The organism is Thermomonas sp. (assembly GCF_046293095.1).
GTDB lineage: Bacteria > Pseudomonadota > Gammaproteobacteria > Xanthomonadales > Xanthomonadaceae > Thermomonas.
On sequence record NZ_JBKBPN010000002.1, the window covers coordinates 369,421 to 389,695 of the forward strand.

Sequence of the window (20,275 nt, forward strand, 5' to 3'; positions counted from 1 at the left end):
GCGGGTTCGAAACAGAAACCCAGCGGAAACCCAGTGGGTTTTGATGCCGGCGCGCGGTAGATGTGGGCGCGACGATCAAGGGGCTTGCGAGGGGCTTGCGAGGGGCTTACCGGAAGGCCGGCGGTTCTCTGTCCGAGCATTGGGCCGCCGTGGAGCTGGAGCATGTGAAGCAAGGCAGAGCGAACAGCGAAGAGCCCCGCCTCTGGCTAGATTCTATAAGGGTGGCCGGATTTCGGACAGCAAGAATGGCGGTCACCCTACGCCGCCGGACGCAGGCGGACAATCTCGCTGTCCGGTTTTCGGATTCCGACGGGCCTTGCTGTCCGATTTCCGGCCTTTCGCTGTCCGGAATCCGGCCGACCAATTGCGTTTTTCCATGCGTGCGAAGCCTTGTTTGAAACCGGGTGCTGATGCTTGCCGTCGCATGAGTCCACGGGCTCCCAGCTCAGCGCATACAGGTTGCAGCCGATATGCCGCCCGCCTTGCCTTGTCCGCACGATCCAGGCGCCTGCCTCCAGCTCCCTCAGCGCCCTCTGCAGCGTGTCGTTACTCGCCCACCCGCGCGCCTTCATGTCGGGATAGGTCGCGCTGAGGTCGCCGTTGTTACGGCCGTTGTACTGCCCGGCCAGCTCCAGCAGCAGCTTGATTGCCGTTCCACTCAGCGCCGCCCACTGGGGCGAGCGCAGGACGAAATGCGGAAGTCGGACGAACGTCGGGCCTTGCTGCCGCCCCTTGTTGCGCCATCGCTTGTCTGTTGCCATGCCGTTTCCTTGGCGGGGCAGTGCTACACTGGCCCCGCATTCGATGCCCTCGATGCGCTCTCAGAAAGCCCAGCCGTTCGCCGCGGTTGGGCTTTCGCTTATTCGCCGTTCGACTCGACCTCGGCCAGCAGCGCCGAAAGCTCACGCGTGGCATTCTCTGCCTTGCCGATCGCGATCTGCATGTCGTGCGCAGGCGACCCGAACTCAGCGATTGCAGGCTGCGCCATCGACACGTCGAACAGGCATTCGCTGGCATGGCCAGCAGCTGCCTTCAGGCGATTCCACTGCGCTTCGGTCAAGGTGATGGCCCTCATGCCGCGATCCCCGTCTCGCGCCGGTACGGCCGCAGCAGGGACTCGGCGCGCGCGCGGCGGATGTTGCTTTCCTCCGGCGGCATCTGGTCGGTCATCGTCTGTGCCAGGAACATGATCGCGGCCTTGATGTCGGCCGGTACCGGGCTCGGATCGAACTCGACCTCGACGTCGAACCCGACGAACTTCGATGCCTCCAGCTCGGCGGCATCCAGATGGCTCTGGAGCACTGCATCCAGCTCGACACTCTGGGCCTCGCGCAGCATGGCGCGGTAGTCGGCAAGCAACACGATGCTCATGCGGCTGCCTCCAGGTTCTCGCCCAGCTTGTCGGCGATGAAGCGCCGCAGATCGGCTTCGGGCACCAGCGTGCGGGTGCCGACCTTGAACGTCCGAATCTGGCCTTCGGCGATGAGCTGGTAGATGGTGGTGCGGGAAATGCCGAGCCGGCGGCAGGCATCGTTCACGGTGTGCGCCAGCGGCGCGGCGGTGCTGTTCTGCATGATCTGTCCTCTGCGGTTTGGTTGCAGGTGTCCCGGCGTATGCGTGCCGGTAAGGACAGATTCCATCGTGGCTGCGAACCTGTAGGAGCCTCAGGTTCCAATTTCTTTCAGCACGCGCCGGACGTAAGCAGGATGAGCCTTCGCGCGCTTCGCTACGGTGGCAACAAGTGCAGACTCGGGGCCTTCATAGGCGCCCGCTTCAACGATGATTGCGTGGCGCTTTGAACCTTCCGCGCGACGCGCTTCTCGGCTGGCCGCAGCGCCTTTCTCGCCGCCACGCTTGCCTGCCAGCCCAGCCATCGCCAGCGGCTTTGCGCTCGCCATGCTCAGCGTTCTCACCATGAGTTCCAGCTTGTCGGCAGTGGCCGCATCATCTCGGGCCTCCAGCGCCGACAGCAGCCCGTCCCGATGTCGCTGGATAGTGATCCGTGCCCCGATGTTGGACGGCAGCTGCGCAACGGCAGCATCCCAGCCGCACAGATCAAATCCCCACCGCAGCGAAAGCCAAGCCCCCCAGGCGTCGGCCAGCTCATTGGGTGGAGCCCCCGCCTCAGCGGGGGGGTGCTTCGTGGGCTTCTTGTCGGTCATCTCTCAGCCTTCCATCTCTGCGGCTTCCAGCTTTTCGTGCAAGCCTTCCAGCAGATGGGCGACCATCCACATGGTGCGGCTCAGGTCGGTATTGCCGAGCGCTTCGGCGCCGGCGCGAATCGTGGGCAGCGCGGCGTCGATCTGGATAGCGGCCAGGTTCACAACCGATGCAAGCGCATCATCCCGCGGACTCGCCGCGATGCCCTGCCGGCTGGTGGCCGCTACCAGGTCCGATGCAACCCTGTTGACGCGGCGCAGGTATTCGTCGCGGTCGATGATGCTCATGCTGCGGCCTCCGCGACGGGCTCGGCTTGGTCAAGCCACAGCAGCGCCTCGGCAAACGCGCTGGCCTCAAACGCACCGGTCGGATGGATGGGCTCAGCGCCGCCCTGCAATTTGTGTTGATCCTGAAGGCGCTCGATCTCGCCATATGCAAACAGGCCAATCGCCAGCATGCGGCGCAGGTCGGGGATCGCCGCGGCGGGAAGGGTTACCATTTCGGTTGCCATGATCGTTCTCCTGTTGAACGGTTGTGGAAGGTGCGGCGGCGGTGATAGCGCACCGTCGTCGCACCGCTTGCTACCGGCGGCTGCCGGATTTCTTGAACTCCAGAATCTTGCCGGTATCGGTGCGCCGGCGATCCAGGTAGTCGGCCCATACCTGCATCATCTTGCGACGCGCGGCGAGGTGGGCGGTTCGGTTGTAGGCGCGGCCGTTCGGGTCGCGCACGGCATGCGCGAGCTGGTGCTCGATATAGTCGGGGCGGAAGCCCAGTTCCTCATCCAGCAGCGTGCGCGCAATCGCCCGGAAACCGTGGGCGGTCATCGTGGTCTTGTCGTAGCCCATGCGCCGCAGCGCGGCGTTGAGCGCCGCCTCGCTCATCGGCTTGCGCGGATCGTGGCCACCGGGGAAGACGTGGGCGCGGTTGCCCGTGAGCGGCTGCAGGTCGGTCAGGATCTCGATGGCCTGCCGGGACAGCGGCACCATGTGCGGCTCGCGCATCTTCATCTTGTGCGCCGGGATGTTCCACTCCGCGGCCTCCAGATCGATCTCTGCCCACTCGGCTTGCCGCAGCTCGCCGGGGCGGACGAATACCAGCGGCGCCAGGCGCAACATGGCCTTCACCACGTTGCCGCCGGTGTAGCCGTCGATCGCGCGCAGCAGCTCGCCCACGGCCTTCGGATCGGTCGGCGCAGGGTAGTGCTGCGGCTTCCACGGGGCGAGCGCGCCGCGCAGGTCGGTTGACGGGTCGCGGTCGGCGCGGCCGGTGGCGATGGCGTAGCGGAACACTTGGCCGGCGTTCTGCAGGACGCGGTGCGCGGTCTCCAGGGCGCCGCGGCTCTCGATCCTGCGCAGGCAGCGCAGCAGCTCGGGCGCCTTGATCTCGGCAACGGGGCGGCTGCCGATCCACGGGAACAGGTCGTTCTCCAGCCGGCCCATGATCTTGCCGGCGTGCGAGGCCGCCCAGTTGGGCGCGAACTTGCCGAACCACTCCCGCGCGACCGCCTCGAAGCTGTTGGCGGCGCGATCCTCGCCGGCCTGCTTCTCGGCCTTCCTGTGCTCGCCCGGGTCGGTGCCGGCAGCCAGCAGCTTGCGGGCGTTGTCGCGGCGGTCCCGCGCCTCGGCCAGGCTCACCTCCGGATAGGTGCCGTGCGCGAGGCGCTTCTCCTTCCCGCCGAACCGGTACTTCTGGCGCCAGAGCTTGCCGCCTGCCGGGGTGATCTCCAGGTACAGGCCGCCGCCGTCGAACAGGCGCTGCGTCTTGTCCGCCGGTTTGGCCTTGCGGATGGCGGTGTCGGATAGGGGCATCTGGGGGCATCCGGAATGGCCAGAATCGGCCGATGCCCCCAAACGTGCCCCCAAATGCCCCCGGATTGCAACGGCCAGCTGCGGACGCGGGCAAACAAAAAGGGCCTGATTCTTGGGGATTTCCCTTAAGAATCAAGCCCTTGACGTACACCAGCGGACAGTGACGGATTGTTAAATGGTGGAGCCAGGGAGGATCGAACTCCCGACCTCGTCATTGCGAACGACGCGCTCTCCCAGCTGAGCTATGGCCCCATAAGGGAAGCGCGATTATACGGATGCCATCGGGCGATGCCAACTAGCTCCCAGTCCTAGCTCCCAGCAGGGGCGACAGCCGCGGTTCCAGCACGCCCCGGCGCCAGCCCGCCAGCGGGCCGGTCCAACCGTTGCCGTCCTGCAGGCCCTCCAGCAGGCGGCGGGAGGCCAGCACGCCTTCCGGAAGGCCGAGCTCCGCCGCGACCGCCGCTACCGCGTCCTGCAGGGCCCGCAGCTGTTTCTTGTCGCGGTCGTCGCCGCGCACCGCCGGGGCTTGGGCTTCGTCGGGGAGCGGGGTGGTGAGGGCCTCCCACAGCGGCGTGCGCAGGCTGCGCGGAGCCTTGGGGAAGCCGTCCAGCAGGGCGTCGAAGCGCAGCCGGCTGTCCAGCTTCTGCCGGGCGAGGGCGACCGCAAGTTCGTTGTCCAGGATCCAGCTGCGCGGGCGATCGCTGGCACGGGCCTGCGCATCGCGCCAGCGCAGCAGCCGCAGCAGGCGACGCTGGCCATCGACGTCGAGGAACTGCGCGCTGCGGATGGCCAGGTGCGGCCAACGGTCGCTGTCGTCGCTGGCGGCATTCGCCAGCTGGCGTTCGCTGTCCTCGGCCAGCCACGCCGCGCGGCCGTTCCCGGCCAGGCGCGCCTGCAGGTCCCGATGCAGGGCATGCAGGTGGCGCACGTCGGCGGCGGCGTAGTCCAGCTGGGCCGGCGACAGCGGGCGGCGCAGCCAGTCGGAGCGGGTCTCGCCCTTGGCCAGTTCCACGCCGGTCACGGCCTGTACCAGCTTCTGGTAGCCCAGCCCGGCACCCAGCCCGCACAGCGCGGCGGCGGCCTGGGTGTCGAACAGAGGAGCCGGCAGCACGCCGCAGGCGTGCTTGAATGCCACCAGGTCCTCACTGGGGCTGTGCATCAGCTTCAATACGCCCGGGTCGGCCAGCAGGGGGGCCAGCGCCTTGGCCATGCCGGGCCGCAGGGGGTCGACCAGCAGGATGTCGTCGTCGGATTCGCCCAGCGCGATCTGCACCAGCGCCAGCTGAGGCCAGTAGGTGCGTTCGCGGATGAATTCGGTGTCCAGGCCGATGGCGGCGGGCGGGTTGGCGATGCGCGCGCGCAGCGCGTCGGGTGTCTCGATCCAATGTGTCATCCCGCCATTATGCGGTTGCCGGAGGCCGGTCCATGGCCTAAGTTCAGTGCATCCCCCGGCCGGTGGCGTGCCGGCGTTCATGGAGCAGGGTTTGCGCGCAGGCGGTTTCCTCATCGCGGGGCTGGTCGTGCTGGCCGGCTGCAAGCCGCAGCCGGCCCGGCCGGCGCTGGACCTGCACCCCGTGCCGGCCCAGCAGCGGCTGCCCGCGCAGCCCGCGCCCGCCGTGGGTTCCGGGCAAGTACGCATCCAGGGGGACGATGCCCTGGCCGAGGCCCTCAGCTGGACGCTGCCGGAGGTCCGCATCGACCATCCTGCACGCGCCCGCGCGCAGGCCCGGCGGGCGCTGGCCAAGGGTGATCTGTTCGAGACCTCCGCGTCGGCCATCCCGCTGCTGCTGGCGTTGCGCCAGCGCGATCCCGACAACGCGCAGGATGCGGCGCTGCTGGACAAGGCGCAGGCCGCGCTGCTGGCGCAGGCCTGGGTAGCGTTGGACGCCGGCGACGATCTGGCGGCGCTGCGTTATGCCCAGCGGCACGGCACGGTGTTGCGGACGCTTTGGCCGCAGCAGCCCGAAGTGCGGGCCTATCTGGACGCGGTGGACCGCGCCGGGCAGTCCTTTGAGCTGTGCCAGGCGGGCGAGCAGGCGCTGCGGGCGGGGGATCTCGATGCCCCGGGCGGGGCGCTGGCGCTGTTCCGGCGTGCGCAGGCGCTGTGGCCGTTGCGTGCGTGCGCGTCGCAGGGTATCGAGGCGGTCGAGGCGGCGCTGCTGGCGGACGCGGAGGCGCAGGCCGTCAGCGGTGATTTCGATGCGGCGTATGCAGGATTGGCGCGGGCGGCGCGGGTTCGCCCGCAGTCCCCGGCGCTGCCTGCGGCCCAGGCCCGCATCGAGTGGCTGCGCAGGGATCGCATACGACGGCTGGGCGACCAAGGCCTGATGGCGTTGGCCGATCCGTCCGGTCTACGTTTCGCCCGTGAGCGGCTGGCCGACATCCTGCGCATCGCCAGACCGGGCGAGGCGGCGGGTGTGGCGCTGCGCCAACGGATCGAGCAGGTCGACCATTACGGCCTGTTCAAGCCCGGCCAGGTATTTACCGACGCGCTGCCCGACGGCGATCGCGGGCCCGCGCTGGTGGTATTGCCGCGCGGCACGTTTTTCATGGGGGCGCCGGAGGGCGAGCCGGACGCCACGGCCGACGAGCGTCCGCGCCATGCAATCCGCTTTGAACGTGGCTTTGCGATGACCCGGCACGAGATCACCGTGGGCCAGTTCCGACGGTTCGTGGAGGCCACCGGCTACGTGCCGCGCGCGACCCAGCGCGGACATTCCATCGTGTATGACGTGCGCAGCGGCAACTTCCTGCGCGGCAGCGGCGTCGATTGGCGCTCCGCCTACGATGGCCGTCCTGCCGGCGATGACCTGCCCGTGATCCATATCACCGCCCGCGATGCGGAAGCCTATGCGGCATGGCTGTCCGAACAGACCGGCGCGCATTACCGCCTGCCCAGCGAGGCCGAGTTCGAATATGCGCTGCGCGCCGGTGGATCCGGCCGCTTCCCATGGGGCGACGGGCCGCCACCGCCCGGCGTGGAGAACCTTGCCGGCAGCCGCGATGTGTCCAGCCGCGGGCGGCATTGGAGCAACGCCTTTCCCGGCTATGGCGATGGCTGGTGGGGCCCGGCGCCGGTCGCGCGTTTTACGGCCAACGCCTTCGGCCTGTTCGACATGGCCGGCAACGTCAGCGAGTGGGTGGCCGACTGCTGGCACAAGGGGTACCGCCGCGCACCGGCCAACGGCGCCGCCTGGGTGAACCCGGGCTGCCGGGTGCGCATGTACCGCGGTGGTTCCTGGGCGAGCGCGCCGGCGCAGACGCGATCCGCATGGCGGGCGCCGGGTGGGGTGGATGTCACCAACGCGCGGGTCGGGTTCCGGCTGGTACGGCAGTTGTAGTATCGGGCCACCGATCCACCGGCCACGCACCAGGAGCATCGCATGACCCCGAATCCAATGGGCAACCGCAGGGGCGGACTGCGCCTCTGGGTGCTGGTGCTGTTCGCGGGTTACGCCGCGTACTACTGGTTCTCCAACCGCAGCGTCGATCCACTGACCGGCGAGACGGTGGTGATCGACAAGAGCATTTCGCCGGAGCAGGAGACCGCGCTCGGACTCCAGGCTTACCAGCAGGTCCTGCAGCAGGAGCGTCCGCTGCCGGCCGATGCCGAGGTGTCGCGGCAGGTCACGGCCATCGCAGGGCGCCTGATCGACCGCATTCCGCCAGTGTCCGATGCGCTAGCGGCGGAGCACGGCTTGCAGGCCAGCCACATCGAAAAGACGTTCGACTGGAAGGTCACCGTGTTGCAGTCCGACCAGGTCAACGCGTTCTGTCTCCCGGGCGGCAAGATGGCGGTTTACACGGGGCTGCTGCCGGTGGCCCGGAACGCTGATGCGGTGGCGGTGGTGATGGGGCACGAGATCGCCCATGCGCTGCTGCGCCACGGCGCCCAGCGGATGACGCGCGGCAAGCTGGAGCAGCTGGGGCAGATGGCTGGCGCCGCCAGTGGCATGGACCAGGGCACGTTGCAGACCGTGATGTCCGCCTACGGCTACGGTAGTGCCTTGCCCTATGCCCGCAGCCAGGAAACGCAGGCGGACGAGCTGGGGCTGATGTTGGCGGCCGCCGCCTGCTTCGACCCCCGCGAAGCCGTGCCCCTGTGGGAGCGGATGGACCGCAACGCGGGAGGCAACGCGCCGCCCGAGTTCGCCTCCACCCACCCCAGCGCCGGGACGCGCATCCAGCAGCTGGAGGCGCTGATGCCGAAGGCGCTGGCCTACCGGGCGAAGTTCTGTCCCGAGGCCCCCACGCCTGCCGGCTGAGCGGGTGTGCCTGCCATATGATGGCCGGCAAGGCTGTCCCGCGGCATCGCTACAGCCACCAGGCCAGCGCGAACAGGCCCAGCATGGCGAAGGCCAGCGCCAGCTTGAGCGCGGTGCCCAGCAGCAGCCCCACCCAGGTGCCGGCCCCCACCTTGGTGGCGTGTCCGACGGTCCGGTGGGTGAGGCTGCGGTGGTGCAGCAGTTCGCCGATCACCGCGCCTGCGAACGGCCCCAGCAGCAGGCCCGGCAGACCGAGAAAGAGACCGCCGAAAGTGCCGATCGCCGCGCCCAGCATGGCCTGCCGGCTGGCGCCCACCCGCTTGGCGCCGTGGGCCGTGGCCCACAGATCCACGCCGATCGACACCAGCGTCAGGCCCGCCAGGATGGCCAGCGTTGGCCATCCCACCTGCGCGAAATTCCCGGTCCAAGCGGCCAGCAGCAACCCCGCGAACACCAGCGGCACGCCGGGCAGCGCGGGCAGCACGGTGCCGGCGAGGCCTACCAGCACCAGCAGGACGGCGATCAGATACAACAGCGTGCTGGGGTTCATGGCGCCTCGCACAGGGGGGATTTGCAGGCAGTGTGCCAGCCATGCATGCAAACGGCCCGCGGGGCGGGCCGTTCGGGGTGGGGGAGAGAGGGGCGTTACTGCAGGTAGGCCTGGCCGTTCTCCACGCGGACGCGTGCGCCTTCGCGGAAGCCGGCCACGTTGTCCTGGGTGACCTTCACAGTGCGGCCGTCGTCCATGCGGATCTCGACCGTGTAGCCCGGCGTGCGGCTCTTCTGGATGGCGTTGCCCACGGTCGCGCCGGCGGCGGCACCCGCCACGGCGGAGACGTTCTGGTTGCCTTTGCTGCCGCCGGTATGGGCCGAGACTTCGTGGCCGGCGACCGCGCCGATCAGGCCGCCGATCAGCGCGCCGGTGGTACCCGACGCCCCGCCGACGCTGATCCTGGTCACGGTGCCGCAGTTCGCACAGGTGTTGCCGTAGCGGTTGTAGCCGGCGTTGCCGTAGCCATTGCCGTAGCCGTTGCCACCGCCGTAGCCGGCGGGGCCGGTGCTGGCGCAGCCGACGCTGGCGGCCAGCGCCAGGACGGTCGCGGTAGTGCCGAGAAGGTGCGGGATGCGAAGGGCCATGTGCGTTCTCCTTGTGAGTGCGGAGGGTGGGATCGCGGTGTTGCCACGACGTGCCGATCCTGTGCTGCCCGGTATGAACGGCGCCCGACGCGTGCCCGCTGGCGGGCCGACGCGCTTAGCTGCGATTCACCGACGTCGCCGGGAGGTGAACACGGTGCGCAGTCCTGCCTGTTGAGGCCCCGCATGAAGAAGGCCGCCCGGAGGCGGCCTTCAAAGGGACGCGGCGTGGCGGTCGGTCAGCTGCGGAAATCGCGGTGGCAACTCTTGCAGCCATCACCCAGCGATTTCATCGCCGCTGCCACGCTCTCGCAGCTCAGCGGAGGCGCGGCGATCGCCTTGTCGGCGGCGGCGCGCATGCCCGCGGCGGCGGTGCGGAAGCGCTCGTCGTCGCGCAGGTCGGGGAAGGCCGGCTCCAGGTCGTTGCCCAGCGTCCGCAGCGCCTGCAGGTGCGGCAGTACGTCGGTGGCGCTGCAGCGGTTCTGCTCCATCGCGGACTTGAGCTGCCCCATGTGCCAGCTCTGGACTTCCATCAGCGCTTCGGGGAAGTGATCTTTCCTAGCATCCAGCGCGCGCAGCACCATCACGGCGGCGACAACACCCACCACCAGACCGAGGATCAGCAGGAACAGGTAGCGGCCGGCATTGGAAGTACGGGCGCGGGCAGGGGAAGTGGGCTCAGGCGTGGACATGGCGTCTCCGTGGTGGTGGTGGGGAATGCCGCTGGGCGATGGTGGCACAACGGCGGCGTGGCCGTCATCGCATCGGCGTCACCAGCCCATGTGGTGGCCACCGTTGATGTCGAGGTTGCAGCCGGTGATCCAGCTTGCCTGTTCGTCGGCCAGGAAACCCACGCCATAGGCGATTTCCTCCGGCGTGCCCAGGCGGCCGGTGGGGATGTCGGCGATGATTTTGGCGCGTACCTCCTCCGGTACCGCCATCACCATGTCGGTGGCGATGTAGCCGGGGGAAATCGTGTTCACGGTGATGCCGTTGCGGGCGTTTTCGCGCGCCAGCGAGATGGTGAACCCGTGCATGCCGGCCTTGGACGCCGCGTAGTTGGCCTGGCCGTACTGGCCCTTGAGGCCGTTGATGGAGCTGATCTGGATGATGCGGCCCCACTTGCGCTCGCGCATGCCCTCGATCACCGGGCGGGTGACGTTGAAGCACGAGTTGAGGTTGGTGTTGATCACGTCCATCCACTGCTCGGCCGTCATCCGGTGGAAGGTGCCGTCACGGGTGATGCCGGCGTTGTTGACCAGGATGTCGATTGGCCCCAGCCGCGCCTCGATTTCGCGCACCATGGCCTCGGCTTCCTCCGGCGAGGTGACATCTCCCTTGACGATGGTGACGTCGATGCCCTCGGCCTGCATTTTCTCCTGCCAGGCGCGGGCCTTCTCCTGGTTGCGGTAGTTGGTGGCCACGCGATGCCCCATCGCCGCCAGTCGCTTCACGATGGCGGTGCCGATGCCGCCGGTGCCGCCGGTGACCAGTGCAACTCTGGACGTCATGCCGTGCTCCTTGCCGATGCGAATGAAGGGAATGCTTCGATTCTAGGCATGTTGCATGGCATTTGCGTTGTGCATTGCGGAGGGCACGGGCGGCGGGACGCGCGGCACGCGGTCCAGCCGGAAGGCCTGCGTCGCCGCTTGCAGGAATGCATCCACACCGGTCAAGGCCGATGGCGGCAAGTTCTCTTGCCCGAGGCGCCGCCAGAGCATTGCCAGAGTGGCCACCGGCGCCGCCGTCGAGACGGGCAGTGCCGCGTCGGACTTGGAGAGCTTGCGGCCTGCCGCGTCCAGCACTAGCGGCAGGTGGGCATGGCGCGGCGTGGGCAGGCCCAGTGCGCGCTGCAGCAGGATCTGGCGCGGGGTAGAGTCCAGCAGGTCGGCGCCGCGCACCACGTCGGTGATGCCCTGTTCGGCGTCATCCACCACCACCGCCAGCTGGTAGGCCCACAGCCCGTCGCTGCGGCGCAGCACGAAGTCGCCGACGGCCGTGTCCACGCGTTGGTGCTGGTGACCGAACACCGCATCCTCGAAGGCGATGCCGCAGCCGTCCGGCACCCGCAGCCGGATCGCCGGATCGGGCCTGCGCTGGCGGCTGATGCACCGGCGATGGATGCCGCCAGCGTCGGCAAGCACCCTGCGGCTGCAGTGGCATTCGAAGGCCTGGCCCGACGCGAGCAGGTGGTCCAGCGCGGCCCGGTAGAGTGCATCGCGCGCGCTCTGGCGGACGACGGGGCCGTCGTGGCGGAGGCCGAAGGCCGCAAGGGTCGCCAGCTGTGCCTCCGCCGCACCGGCCACGGTGCGGGGCGGGTCGATGTCCTCGATCCGGACCCGCCATTCGCCGCCGGCCTGTCGCGCCAGCAGCCAGCTGCCCAGTGCGGCCAGCAGGGAACCCGCGTGCAGCGGCCCGGTGGGCGAGGGGGCGAACCGGCCGCGGTAGGGGGCATCGGTCATGACTGGTTGGCGTTGGTCGTTGAATTCAGGCCGGGGCGGCTATAGTTTTTGAGACACCGCGCATCGGGCGCGGGACAACCGACTGGGATTATCCATGTTCAAGCGCATGTTCCTGTTCCTGGCCACCAATCTGGCGGTGCTGGCGCTGGTCAGCATCGTCATGTCCATTTTGGGCGTGAATCCGCAGCAGGCCAGCGGTCTGCTGGTGATGGCGGCGCTGTTCGGCTTCGGTGGGTCGATCATCTCGCTGCTGATGTCGAAGTGGATCGCCAAGCGCACCACCGGCGCGCAGGTGATCACCCAGCCGCGCAACGAGGTCGAGCAGTGGCTGCTGTCCACCGTGCGTCGCCAGGCCGAGCAGGCGGGCATCGGCATGCCGGAAGTGGCGATCTACGACGCCCCCGAGATCAATGCGTTCGCCACCGGCGCCAACCGCAACAACGCCCTGGTCGCGGTTTCCACCGGCCTGCTGCGGGCGATGAGCCGCGACGAGGCCGAAGCGGTGCTGGGCCATGAAGTCAGCCACGTCGCCAATGGCGACATGGTGACCATGGCGCTGCTGCAGGGCGTGTTGAACACCTTCGTGATCGTGCTGGCACGCGTGGTCGGACGGGTGGTGGATGGCGCCATCAGCGGCAGTCGCGACAGCGACGCGCCGGGGTTCGGCTACTACATCATCGTGTTCGTGCTGGAGATGGTGTTCGGGCTGTTCGCCTCGATGATCGCGATGTGGTTCTCGCGCCACCGTGAGTTCCGCGCGGATGCCGGTGGCGCCGCGCTGGCCGGGCGCTGGAAGATGGTGGCCGCGCTGGAGCGCCTGGCGCAGATGCACGGCGCCAGCACGCTGCCCAAGCAGGTGGCGGCGTTCGGCATCAGTGGCAGTGCCGGCAGCGGCCTGCAGCGCCTGCTGATGAGCCATCCGCCGATCGAGGAGCGCATCGCCGCGCTGCGCAACGCCGCCTGACCGAGGGGGCTCCCCAAGCGCGAAGCCCGCCGGTTGGCGGGCCTCTGCGTGTCAGGCGTCGAATTCGTAGTTCATGTCGGGGCCGGCCACGGCCAGGAAGTTGCCTTCCACGTAGTCGATCCCCTGCGAGAACAGGATGCTCATGCTGGCGGCATCCTGCACGAATTCGGCGATGCTCTGGATGCCGAGGTCGCGGGCCTTTTGGGCCAGTTCCTTGACCCGGTGCTGGTTGGCCTGGTTCTTCGCCAGATCCTCCATGAAGCTGCGATCGATCTTGACGAAGCCGGGGGTGAGATGGGTCAGCAACTGGAACGAATCCAGCCCGGCACCGAACTGCTCCAGCACCAGCTTGCAGCCGTATTGGCCGATCGCCGACGCGAAGTCCTGGGTGGCCCGCAGGTTGGTGAACACCTTCGATTCCGGCACTTGCAGCAGCAGGCTGTCGCCCGGTACGCCGTGCGCGGCCAGCTGGTCACCCACGAAAGCAGGCAGATGGCCGTCCAGCAGCGAGGCCTGGGTGACCTTCACCAGCAGCGTCACCGGTTTGCCGGCGCGGAGGCGTTCGCCCAGGGTAGCGATGGCGCGGCCGATCACCCAGCGATCGATCTGCCCCAGCAGGCCGTGTTCTTCGGCGATCTGGATGAAGCTGGCCGGGGTGATGGTTTCGCCATTGCCGCTGTCCAGCCGCAGGTAGGTCTCGTACATGGCCCGAGGCTCGCCCAGCAGGTGGACGATCGGCTGGAAGTGGAGCAGGAAGCGGTCGTTGGCCAGGGCGTCTTGCAGACGCTCCACCCAGGCCTGGACGCGCTCCTCCTCGGCGCGGTCCACCGCGCTGGGGTCGAAGAGTTCGACATGGTTGCCGCCCACGCCGGCAGACGACTGCACGCCCTGGCTGGCCTTGGCCAGCACCTGGGTGACGCTGGCGATCTTCTCGCCGATCTGCACGCCGCCGATGCTCACGGTGAGCGTGCTGGAGCGGCCGCCAACCTCGAACACCTGTGCCGCGAAGGCCTGACGCAGGCGTTCGGCCAGCGCGGTGGTGGAGGCATGGTCGCCACGGGCCAGCACCGCGAAGCTGTGCTCGCCAAACCGGGCGGCCTGCGTGCTGCCGTCGGCCAGGCGTTCACCCAGCGCCTCCTGCAGGCACCCGGACATGGCGGCCAGCAGGTCGTCGGCACAGTCCAGCCCGATTTCCTGGAGGATGCGCTGGTAGTTGTCGGGTTCCAGCAGCAGCAGGCCATACTGGGCGCGGTGCTGGCCGGCATCGCCCACGGCGTCCTCGAGGATGCGCAGGAAGGTGGGACGGTTGAGCAGGCCGGTGGTCTGGTCGCGCTGGCGCAGCGCCTCGACCTCGCGTGCCAGCTCGGGGTCCACCTCCGCGGCCTGGTGGCGGAAGATGACCTGCAGGCAGGCCTCGCCCTGGTACTGCGCGGCGGTGAACTCCATCACCGCCGGGAATGCGTTGCCATCGGCATCATGCGCGGTCAGCTCGTAGCGGGGGGGGGCTTCCTCGCCCTTCGACAGGCGCTTCAGCAGGGCCTTGAAATCGGGAACGTCGCCCGGCGCCACCAGGTCCAGCAGCGACATGCCTTCGATATCCTCGAAGGCGTCGAAGCCGAACATCTCCAGATAGGCCTGGTTGGCGCGGATGTGCATGCCCTCGTGGATGTAGGCGATCGGCTCCCGCGAGGAATCGATCAGCATGTCGCAGCGGCGCTGGGTCTCGCGCATCTGCGCTTCCAGCCGGCGCTGCGAGCGGCGCGACTCCAGTGCCTGCCACTCGGCGTGCACCACCTTCAGGAACTGCTGCGGGCGATCACGCAGCGCCACCGCCTGCGCCCCCAGCACCGCCACGTTTTCCAGGATGTCTTCGTTGATACCGTCCAGCGCGGCCAGCAGGGGCACGTCGCGTCCGCAGCCCATCACCGCCTTGGCAACCTGCTCGAACGGCAGCAGGGTCGCGGCGTAGTCCGCCAGCACCATGTCCACCGGCTGCTGGCTCAGCATCTGGGTCAGCTCGTCCAGCGATTCCGGCCGCAGCGGGCGGACCGCGGTACCGGCGTTGCGCAGCCGGCTGACCAGCGCTTCCGCCTCGTTGACCAGATCGGCGACCAGCATCAGTCGCAGCGCGGTGTCGTTGCCTGTAGCCATCGCATGGGAATTTGAATGTTGCGTTGGGGACAGGCTACATCATTGCGCCGTGGCTGTAGCCCTCTGTGCCAATGGTGTCTTGCCGGGCTGGCCTGCGATTTCGCGGACCAGCCGGGGCACCAGATAGCCGGGCAGGCGGGCCGCCAGCACCGCATGCAGCGCCAGTGCGGTGGCGTCGTCCACCTCGAAATGGGCGGCACCCGCCACGCGGTCGAGCTGGTGCAGGTAATACGGCAGTACGCCGGCTTCGTGACCGCGCTCGCACAAATCGGCCAGCGCTTTCACCGAATCGTTGACGCCCCGCAGCAGCACGGCCTGGTTGAGCAGGCTGGCACCGGTCTGGCGCAGCGCCGCCATCGCAGCCTTGACGGAGGCGTCGAATTCGTTGGCATGGTTGGCGTGCACCACCACCACCACCGGCCAGGGCAGGCTGTGCAGCCAGGCCAGCAGGCCCGCGTCGACGCGCTCGGGCAGGACGATCGGCAGGCGGGTGTGAAGGCGCAGGCGCCGGAGGTGGGGAACGTCGCGCAGGGCGTCGGTCAGCTCGGCCAGCTTGTGGTCGGCCAGCGACAGCGGGTCGCCGCCCGACAGGATCACCTCGTGGATCGACGGGTCCGCGGCGATCAGCGCCACCGCCTCGCGCCAGCCCGCCGAAGCGGCGGTGTCCTCGGCATAGGGATAGTGGCGACGGAAGCAGTAGCGGCAGTTCACCGCGCAACTTCCGGTGGCGATCAGCAGGGCGCGGCCCGCGTATTTGTGGATGACTCCGCCGCCGCGCCGGGCCGCGGCATCACCCACCGCGTCCAGGCCGAAGCCGGGAACCACCCGCTCCTCGTCCAGCACCGGCAGCACCTGCCGCAGCAGCGGGTCATGCGGATCGCCAAGGCGCATCCGGGCCACGAAGCCGCGCGGCACCCGCAGCGGGAACTGGCGGGCTGCCGCCTCGGACAGGCCTTCGGCCAGGGCTTCCAGCCCCAGCAGCGCCAGCAGTTCGCGGGGGTCGCGCACGGCTTCGCGCCAAAGCGCCTGCCAACGCTTGGGAGTGCCCGGCTGCATCGGGATGGGGGCTGCGGGTATCATATCGGGCTGCAAATGTACCGTTCCGGCCAAGCCGGAATCCTCGTAAACCCACAGTTTAGCCGCCCGGTCGGGTGGCCCCAAGGAGCACCCATGGCCTCTCTCGGCATGAACGATGTCAAGTCCGGGCAGAAGATCCTCGTCAACAACGAGCCCTGCATCATCACCGAAACCGATTACGTGAAGCCGGGCAAGGGACAGGCCTTCACCCGCGTGCGCTATCGCATGATCCGCTCGGGGCGCGTGCAGGAAATCACCATGAAGTCCACCGACTCGGTGGAAGCCGCGGACGTGGTGGATACCGACATGCAGTACCTGTACACGGACGGCGAGTACTGGCACTTCATGAACCAGGAGACCTTCGAGCAGGTGCAGGCCGACAAGGCCGGCGTCGGCGATGCCGCCAAGTGGTTGAAGGGCGAGGAGCTGTGCGTGGTCACCCTGTTCAATGGCAGCCCGATCCAGGTCACTCCGCCGAACTTCGTCGAGCTGAAGATCGTCGAGACCGACCCGGGTGTGCGCGGTGACACCTCCGGTGGCGGCGGCAAGCCCGCCACCCTGGAAACCGGCGCGGTGGTGCGCGTGCCATTGTTCGTCGGCCAGGATGAGGTCATCAAGGTCGATACCCGCAGCGGCGAGTACGTCTCGCGCGTGAAGTGAGGCATGCCCCGTCCACGCCGGGCGTGGGCGGGGGCCGCTTTTGAAAGGAACGACATGACCGAGCCCGCGCCGCAGCCCTGCGACCTTCTCATCGAAGCCGGCTGGGTGGTGCCGGTCGTCCCGCACGGCGTGGTCCTTCCGGATCACGCCGTTGCCGTGTCCGGCGGGCGCATCCTGGCGGTGCTGCCTGCCGCCGAGGCGCGCGTGCGCTTTACGCCGGCGGAAATCGTCTCGCGGCCGGAGGCCGCGCTGATCCCTGGCCTCGTCAACGCCCACACCCACAACCCGATGACGCTGCTGCGCGGGGTCGCGGACGATCTGCCGCTGATGACCTGGCTGCGCGAGCACATCTGGCCGGTGGAGGCGGCGGTGATCGGGCCCGAGTTCGTGGCCGACGGCATGGCCTTGTCAATCGCCGAGATGCTTCGCGGCGGCACCACCTGCGCCAACGAGAACTACTTCTTCCCGGACGTGCAGGCCGCCGTCTACAAGAAGCACGGCTTCCGCGCATTGGTGGGCGCGGTGGTGATCGACTTCCCCAGCGCCTGGGCCTCGAGCGACGACGAATACTTCGACCGCGCCTGCGAGCTTCACGACGCCTGGCGCGGCGATGCCCTGATCGGCACCGCGTTCGCGCCGCACGCGCCGTACACGGTCAGCGACGCCAACTTCGAGCGCGTGCGGATGCTGGCCGACCAGCTGGACGTGCCGGTGCACCTGCACACCCACGAGACCGCGCAGGAAGTGGCGGACTCGGTGAGGCTGCACGGCCAGCGCCCGCTGGCGCGACTGGACCGGCTGGGTCTGGTCAACGACCGTCTGATCGCCGTGCACATGACCCAGCTCACCGAGGCCGAGATCCACCTGTGCGCCGAGCGCGGCGTCAGCGTGGTGCACTGCCCGGAATCCAACCTCAAGCTGGCCTCCGGTTTCTGCCCGGTCTGCGCGCTGCTGAAGGCGGGCGTGAACCTGGCCATCGGCACCGACGGCTGCGCCAGCAACAACGACCTCGACATGTTCGGCGAGACCCGCACCGCCGCCCTGCTGGGCAAGGCGGTGGCCAACGACGCCGCCGGCTTCTCGGCCTTCGAGGCGCTGCACGCGGCGACGCTGGGCGGGGCCAGGGCGCTGGGCTTCGGCGACCGCATCGGTTCGATCGAGCCCGGCAAGGAGGCCGACCTGGTCTGCGTCGATCTGTCCGCGCTGGAAACCCAGCCGCTGCACCATGTGGCCTCGCAGCTGGTGTACGCCGCCGGCCGCCAGCAGGTCAGCGATGTCTGGATCGCCGGCCGCGCGAAGCTGCGCGAGCGCGTGCTGCTCGATATGGACATCGACGCCATTCTCGCCAACGCGCGTCAGTGGCGGCAGCGGATTGCCGCGCTGGGCCGCTGAGCCCGGCTGCGGTCAGCCGCTGCCCCGCAGTGAACAGGCTTTCTTCGCGGACAGCGCGTGCTTCCGGCGCACTGGCCCAACCCTTCAGGAGCTCCCCATGACCACTGCCTCCGCCCCGTCCAATTTCCACCAGGCCGAACTCGACAAGTTCGACGAGCTTGCCCAGCGCTGGTGGGACCCGGCTGGCCCGCAGAAGGCCCTGCATGCGCTGAACCCCGCGCGGCTGGGCTATGTGGCGCAGCGTGTCGCCCTGCGTGACGCGGCCGTGCTGGATGTCGGCTGCGGTGGCGGCCTGCTCAGCGAGGCGATGGCCAGGGCCGGCGCCCGCGTCACCGCCATCGACCTGGCCCCGAACCTGCTCAAGGTCGCCCGCCTGCACGGACTGGAGTCCGGGGTGAAGGTCGAGTACCGCCAGACCGCGGTGGAGGCGCTGGCCGAGGAACGGCCGGGTGCGTTCGACGTGGTGACCTGCATGGAGATGCTGGAGCACGTGCCGGACCCGGCGTCCATCGTGCGCGCCTGCGCCACGCTGCTGAAACCGGGTGGCCACCTGTTCCTGTCCACCTTGAACCGCACCCCGGCGGCGTTCGCGCTGGCTATCGTGGGCGCGGAGTACATCGCCCGGCTGTTGCCGAAGGGCACCCACCAGTACCGTGATTTCATCAAGCCCTCGGAGCTGGCGCGCCTGCTGCGCGACGCCGGCCTGGCGGTCGAGGACGTCAGTGGCCTGCTGTACGAGCCCTGGCGCAATGCGGCGCGCATCGTCCGCCGCACCGACGTCAACTACCTTGTCTGCGCGCGCAAGCCGGAATGAGCGCGCTCGTGTTCCCCAAGGTCGTGCTGTTCGACCTGGACGGCACGCTGCTGGACAGCGCGCCGGACATGCTGGCCACCGTCAACCACATGCGTGCCGCCCGGGGCCACGGGCCGATGGCGCTGGAAGCGCTGCGCCCGCATGTCTCCAAGGGGTCCCGGGCAATGAGCGCGGCGGCCTTTCCCGAACTGGGCGGCGAGGTGCCACCGGAGATGATCCGGGAGTTCCTCGACGTCTACGCGCAGGTGCTGGGGCGGCACAGCGTGCTGTTCGAGGGCGTGCCCGCCCTGCTGGACGCCATCGAGGCTGCCGGCAGTCGCTGGGGCATCGTGACCAACAAGCCGGAATACCTGGCCCGGCAGGTGTTGCCCGGACTGGGGTGGGAGGACCGCTGCGCGATCTTGATCGGCGGTGACACGCTGCCGCAGCGCAAGCCGCATCCGCTGCCGCTGCTGCACGCCGTTGCGGAGCTGGGCGTCGGTATCGGCGATTGCGCGTACGTCGGCGACGACCAGCGTGACATTGACGCGGCACGCGCGGCCGGCATGCCGTCGGTGGTGGCCCTGTGGGGTTACCGGCTGCCCGGCGACGATCCGCAGGCCTGGGGCGCCGATGCGCTTGCTGAAGCCGTCCACGACCTGCTCCAGCCCACGCTGTGGAGCGCGCTGCGGTGAGCGGCCAGGTGGCGCTGGACGAGTTTCTGGGCAAGTGGCGCGCGCGCTGGCCGGAGTGGGCCATTGCCGAGGTGTTCCTGCCGGCCGGTGACCGCCCGCTGGCGCAGGCGTGGCTGGCGCTGCGCGGCGAGCTGGCCGAGGCGGCCTGGGGCGGGGACGATCCCACGCCTGGCGCCGCCAAGCTGGGCTGGTGGGAGGAGGAACTGCGCGGCTGGTCGCGCGGCGCGCGCCGGCATCCGCTGGGCCAGGCCTTGCAGAAGCAGCCTGTGGACTGGGCCGCGCTGGCCGCGGCATTGCCGGCACTGCGCGCGCGGCGGGCCCCCGAACAAGATCGCGCCACCACCCTGGAGGGGCTGGCACCGCTGGCGCAGGCATTGGCGCCACTGACCGCGCGCCTGTTCGATGCCGCAACAGCGGCGACCCCGGAGGCGATGGCGGATGCGCTGCTGGCCGAGTGGGTGCTGCTGTTGCCCCAGCGCGGGGTGCCCGCGGCGGGAACCGACATCCCGAGCCTGCTCGCGGCCCCACCACTGCGCACCGGTGCCCGCGCCGAGCGCATTCATGCGGGCCTGGTGCGCGCCCGCCTGCAGCGCAGCGCACGCGGCAGGCCGGGGCCGGTACCTGCGCCCGTCGCCCTGCTGGCGGCGTGGCGCGCGGCGCGCGGCTGAACCACAGCGTTGCAGGGGCGCACTGCCCGGCGCCGGTACAATG

General features: G+C 69.2%; 24 protein-coding genes and 1 tRNA gene. 8 read left to right on the forward strand and 17 right to left on the reverse strand.

Features of this window, described 5'->3' with window-relative positions; all coding sequences use genetic code 11:
• Window positions 1-257: 257 nt before the first annotated feature.
• The 10 genes from ACK4SG_RS05120 to rnd all read right to left on the reverse strand — a co-directional run bounded on the left by ACK4SG_RS05120 (window position 258) and on the right by rnd (window position 5,364).
• Window positions 258-761: a hypothetical protein gene (locus ACK4SG_RS05120; protein ID WP_409600361.1), complete on the reverse strand. Its 504-nt coding sequence runs from the start codon at window positions 759-761 to the stop codon at window positions 258-260.
• 98 nt (window positions 762-859) lie between these two features.
• Window positions 860-1,075 carry a hypothetical protein gene (locus ACK4SG_RS05125; RefSeq protein WP_409600363.1) on the reverse strand — a complete coding sequence of 72 codons (216 nt, stop codon included), beginning with the start codon at window positions 1,073-1,075 and terminating at the stop codon, window positions 860-862.
• Entirely contained in the window at window positions 1,072-1,371 is a 300-nt protein-coding gene (locus ACK4SG_RS05130) for a head-tail connector protein (RefSeq protein WP_190281385.1), read from the reverse strand. Before ACK4SG_RS05130 ends, ACK4SG_RS05125 begins: the two co-directional genes overlap by 4 nt.
• Window positions 1,368-1,574, reverse strand: coding sequence for a helix-turn-helix domain-containing protein (locus ACK4SG_RS05135; protein ID WP_409600365.1), 207 nt, complete (start codon window positions 1,572-1,574; stop codon window positions 1,368-1,370). The genes ACK4SG_RS05130 and ACK4SG_RS05135 overlap by 4 nt, the downstream gene beginning before the upstream one ends.
• Before the next feature lie 90 nt (window positions 1,575-1,664).
• Entirely contained in the window at window positions 1,665-2,162 is a 498-nt protein-coding gene (locus ACK4SG_RS05140; protein ID WP_409600367.1) for a hypothetical protein, read from the reverse strand.
• A gap of 3 nt (window positions 2,163-2,165) precedes the next feature.
• The gene (locus ACK4SG_RS05145) at window positions 2,166-2,447 is read right to left on the reverse strand and encodes a hypothetical protein (protein ID WP_409600369.1); all 282 of its coding nucleotides are present in this window, start codon (window positions 2,445-2,447) and stop codon (window positions 2,166-2,168) included.
• A complete protein-coding gene (locus tag ACK4SG_RS05150; RefSeq protein WP_409600371.1) occupies window positions 2,444-2,671 on the reverse strand; it encodes a hypothetical protein in 228 nt (75 codons plus the stop codon). Before ACK4SG_RS05150 ends, ACK4SG_RS05145 begins: the two co-directional genes overlap by 4 nt.
• A 70-nt stretch (window positions 2,672-2,741) precedes the next feature.
• Entirely contained in the window at window positions 2,742-3,971 is a 1,230-nt protein-coding gene (locus ACK4SG_RS05155) for a tyrosine-type recombinase/integrase (protein ID WP_409600373.1), read from the reverse strand.
• A gap of 176 nt (window positions 3,972-4,147) precedes the next feature.
• Window positions 4,148-4,223 (reverse strand) — tRNA-Ala (locus ACK4SG_RS05160).
• A gap of 43 nt (window positions 4,224-4,266) precedes the next feature.
• A complete protein-coding gene (rnd, locus tag ACK4SG_RS05165) occupies window positions 4,267-5,364 on the reverse strand; it encodes a ribonuclease D (RefSeq protein ID WP_409600375.1) in 1,098 nt (365 codons plus the stop codon).
• Between the two features lie 79 nt (window positions 5,365-5,443).
• Here rnd and ACK4SG_RS05170 point away from each other — a divergent pair, with 79 nt between their 5' ends.
• Entirely contained in the window at window positions 5,444-7,312 is a 1,869-nt protein-coding gene (locus ACK4SG_RS05170) for a formylglycine-generating enzyme family protein (protein ID WP_409600377.1), read from the forward strand.
• A gap of 42 nt (window positions 7,313-7,354) precedes the next feature.
• Complete coding sequence (locus ACK4SG_RS05175) at window positions 7,355-8,236, forward strand: M48 family metallopeptidase (RefSeq protein ID WP_409600379.1); 882 nt, start codon at window positions 7,355-7,357, stop codon at window positions 8,234-8,236.
• A 49-nt stretch (window positions 8,237-8,285) separates the two neighbouring features.
• On the opposite strand, the gene ACK4SG_RS05180 is transcribed toward ACK4SG_RS05175, so the two are convergent.
• From ACK4SG_RS05180 to gluQRS, 5 genes are all read right to left on the reverse strand, one after another.
• A complete protein-coding gene (locus tag ACK4SG_RS05180) occupies window positions 8,286-8,786 on the reverse strand; it encodes a DUF456 domain-containing protein (protein ID WP_409600381.1) in 501 nt (166 codons plus the stop codon).
• Window positions 8,787-8,881: 95 nt separating this feature from the next.
• Window positions 8,882-9,373 (reverse strand): peptidoglycan-associated outer membrane lipoprotein precursor, encoded by a 492-nt coding sequence (locus tag ACK4SG_RS05185; RefSeq protein ID WP_409600383.1) that lies wholly within the window; start codon window positions 9,371-9,373, stop codon window positions 8,882-8,884.
• A 236-nt stretch (window positions 9,374-9,609) separates the two neighbouring features.
• Entirely contained in the window at window positions 9,610-10,062 is a 453-nt protein-coding gene (locus ACK4SG_RS05190; RefSeq protein WP_409600385.1) for a cytochrome c, read from the reverse strand.
• 78 nt (window positions 10,063-10,140) lie between these two features.
• Window positions 10,141-10,881, reverse strand: a complete 741-nt coding sequence (phbB, locus tag ACK4SG_RS05195; RefSeq protein ID WP_409600387.1) for an acetoacetyl-CoA reductase — start codon at window positions 10,879-10,881, stop codon at window positions 10,141-10,143.
• Between the two features lie 42 nt (window positions 10,882-10,923).
• Window positions 10,924-11,832 carry a tRNA glutamyl-Q(34) synthetase GluQRS gene (gluQRS, locus tag ACK4SG_RS05200; protein WP_409600389.1) on the reverse strand — a complete coding sequence of 303 codons (909 nt, stop codon included), beginning with the start codon at window positions 11,830-11,832 and terminating at the stop codon, window positions 10,924-10,926.
• Window positions 11,833-11,926: 94 nt separating this feature from the next.
• Between gluQRS and htpX the strand changes: the two genes are divergently transcribed.
• A complete protein-coding gene (gene htpX / locus ACK4SG_RS05205) occupies window positions 11,927-12,796 on the forward strand; it encodes a protease HtpX (RefSeq protein WP_409600391.1) in 870 nt (289 codons plus the stop codon).
• Window positions 12,797-12,847: 51 nt separating this feature from the next.
• Here htpX and ACK4SG_RS05210 read toward each other — a convergent pair whose 3' ends face one another.
• A complete protein-coding gene (locus ACK4SG_RS05210; protein ID WP_409600393.1) occupies window positions 12,848-14,947 on the reverse strand; it encodes an EAL domain-containing protein in 2,100 nt (699 codons plus the stop codon).
• Window positions 14,948-14,986: 39 nt separating this feature from the next.
• The gene (gene epmB, locus ACK4SG_RS05215; protein ID WP_409600395.1) at window positions 14,987-16,027 is read right to left on the reverse strand and encodes an EF-P beta-lysylation protein EpmB; all 1,041 of its coding nucleotides are present in this window, start codon (window positions 16,025-16,027) and stop codon (window positions 14,987-14,989) included.
• Window positions 16,028-16,117: 90 nt separating this feature from the next.
• Between epmB and efp the strand changes: the two genes are divergently transcribed.
• The 5 genes from efp to ACK4SG_RS05240 all read left to right on the forward strand — a co-directional run bounded on the left by efp (window position 16,118) and on the right by ACK4SG_RS05240 (window position 20,232).
• The gene (gene efp, locus ACK4SG_RS05220) at window positions 16,118-16,684 is read left to right on the forward strand and encodes an elongation factor P (RefSeq protein WP_409600397.1); all 567 of its coding nucleotides are present in this window, start codon (window positions 16,118-16,120) and stop codon (window positions 16,682-16,684) included.
• 54 nt (window positions 16,685-16,738) lie between these two features.
• Complete coding sequence (locus tag ACK4SG_RS05225) at window positions 16,739-18,076, forward strand: TRZ/ATZ family hydrolase (protein WP_409600399.1); 1,338 nt, start codon at window positions 16,739-16,741, stop codon at window positions 18,074-18,076.
• A gap of 97 nt (window positions 18,077-18,173) precedes the next feature.
• Window positions 18,174-18,890 (forward strand): bifunctional 2-polyprenyl-6-hydroxyphenol methylase/3-demethylubiquinol 3-O-methyltransferase UbiG, encoded by a 717-nt coding sequence (ubiG, locus tag ACK4SG_RS05230; RefSeq protein WP_409600401.1) that lies wholly within the window; start codon window positions 18,174-18,176, stop codon window positions 18,888-18,890.
• Complete coding sequence (gph, locus tag ACK4SG_RS05235; RefSeq protein ID WP_409600723.1) at window positions 18,869-19,564, forward strand: phosphoglycolate phosphatase; 696 nt, start codon at window positions 18,869-18,871, stop codon at window positions 19,562-19,564. Before ubiG ends, gph begins: the two co-directional genes overlap by 22 nt.
• Window positions 19,561-20,232 (forward strand): phytoene/squalene synthase family protein, encoded by a 672-nt coding sequence (locus ACK4SG_RS05240; RefSeq protein ID WP_409600403.1) that lies wholly within the window; start codon window positions 19,561-19,563, stop codon window positions 20,230-20,232. Before gph ends, ACK4SG_RS05240 begins: the two co-directional genes overlap by 4 nt.
• Window positions 20,233-20,275 lie beyond the last annotated feature (43 nt).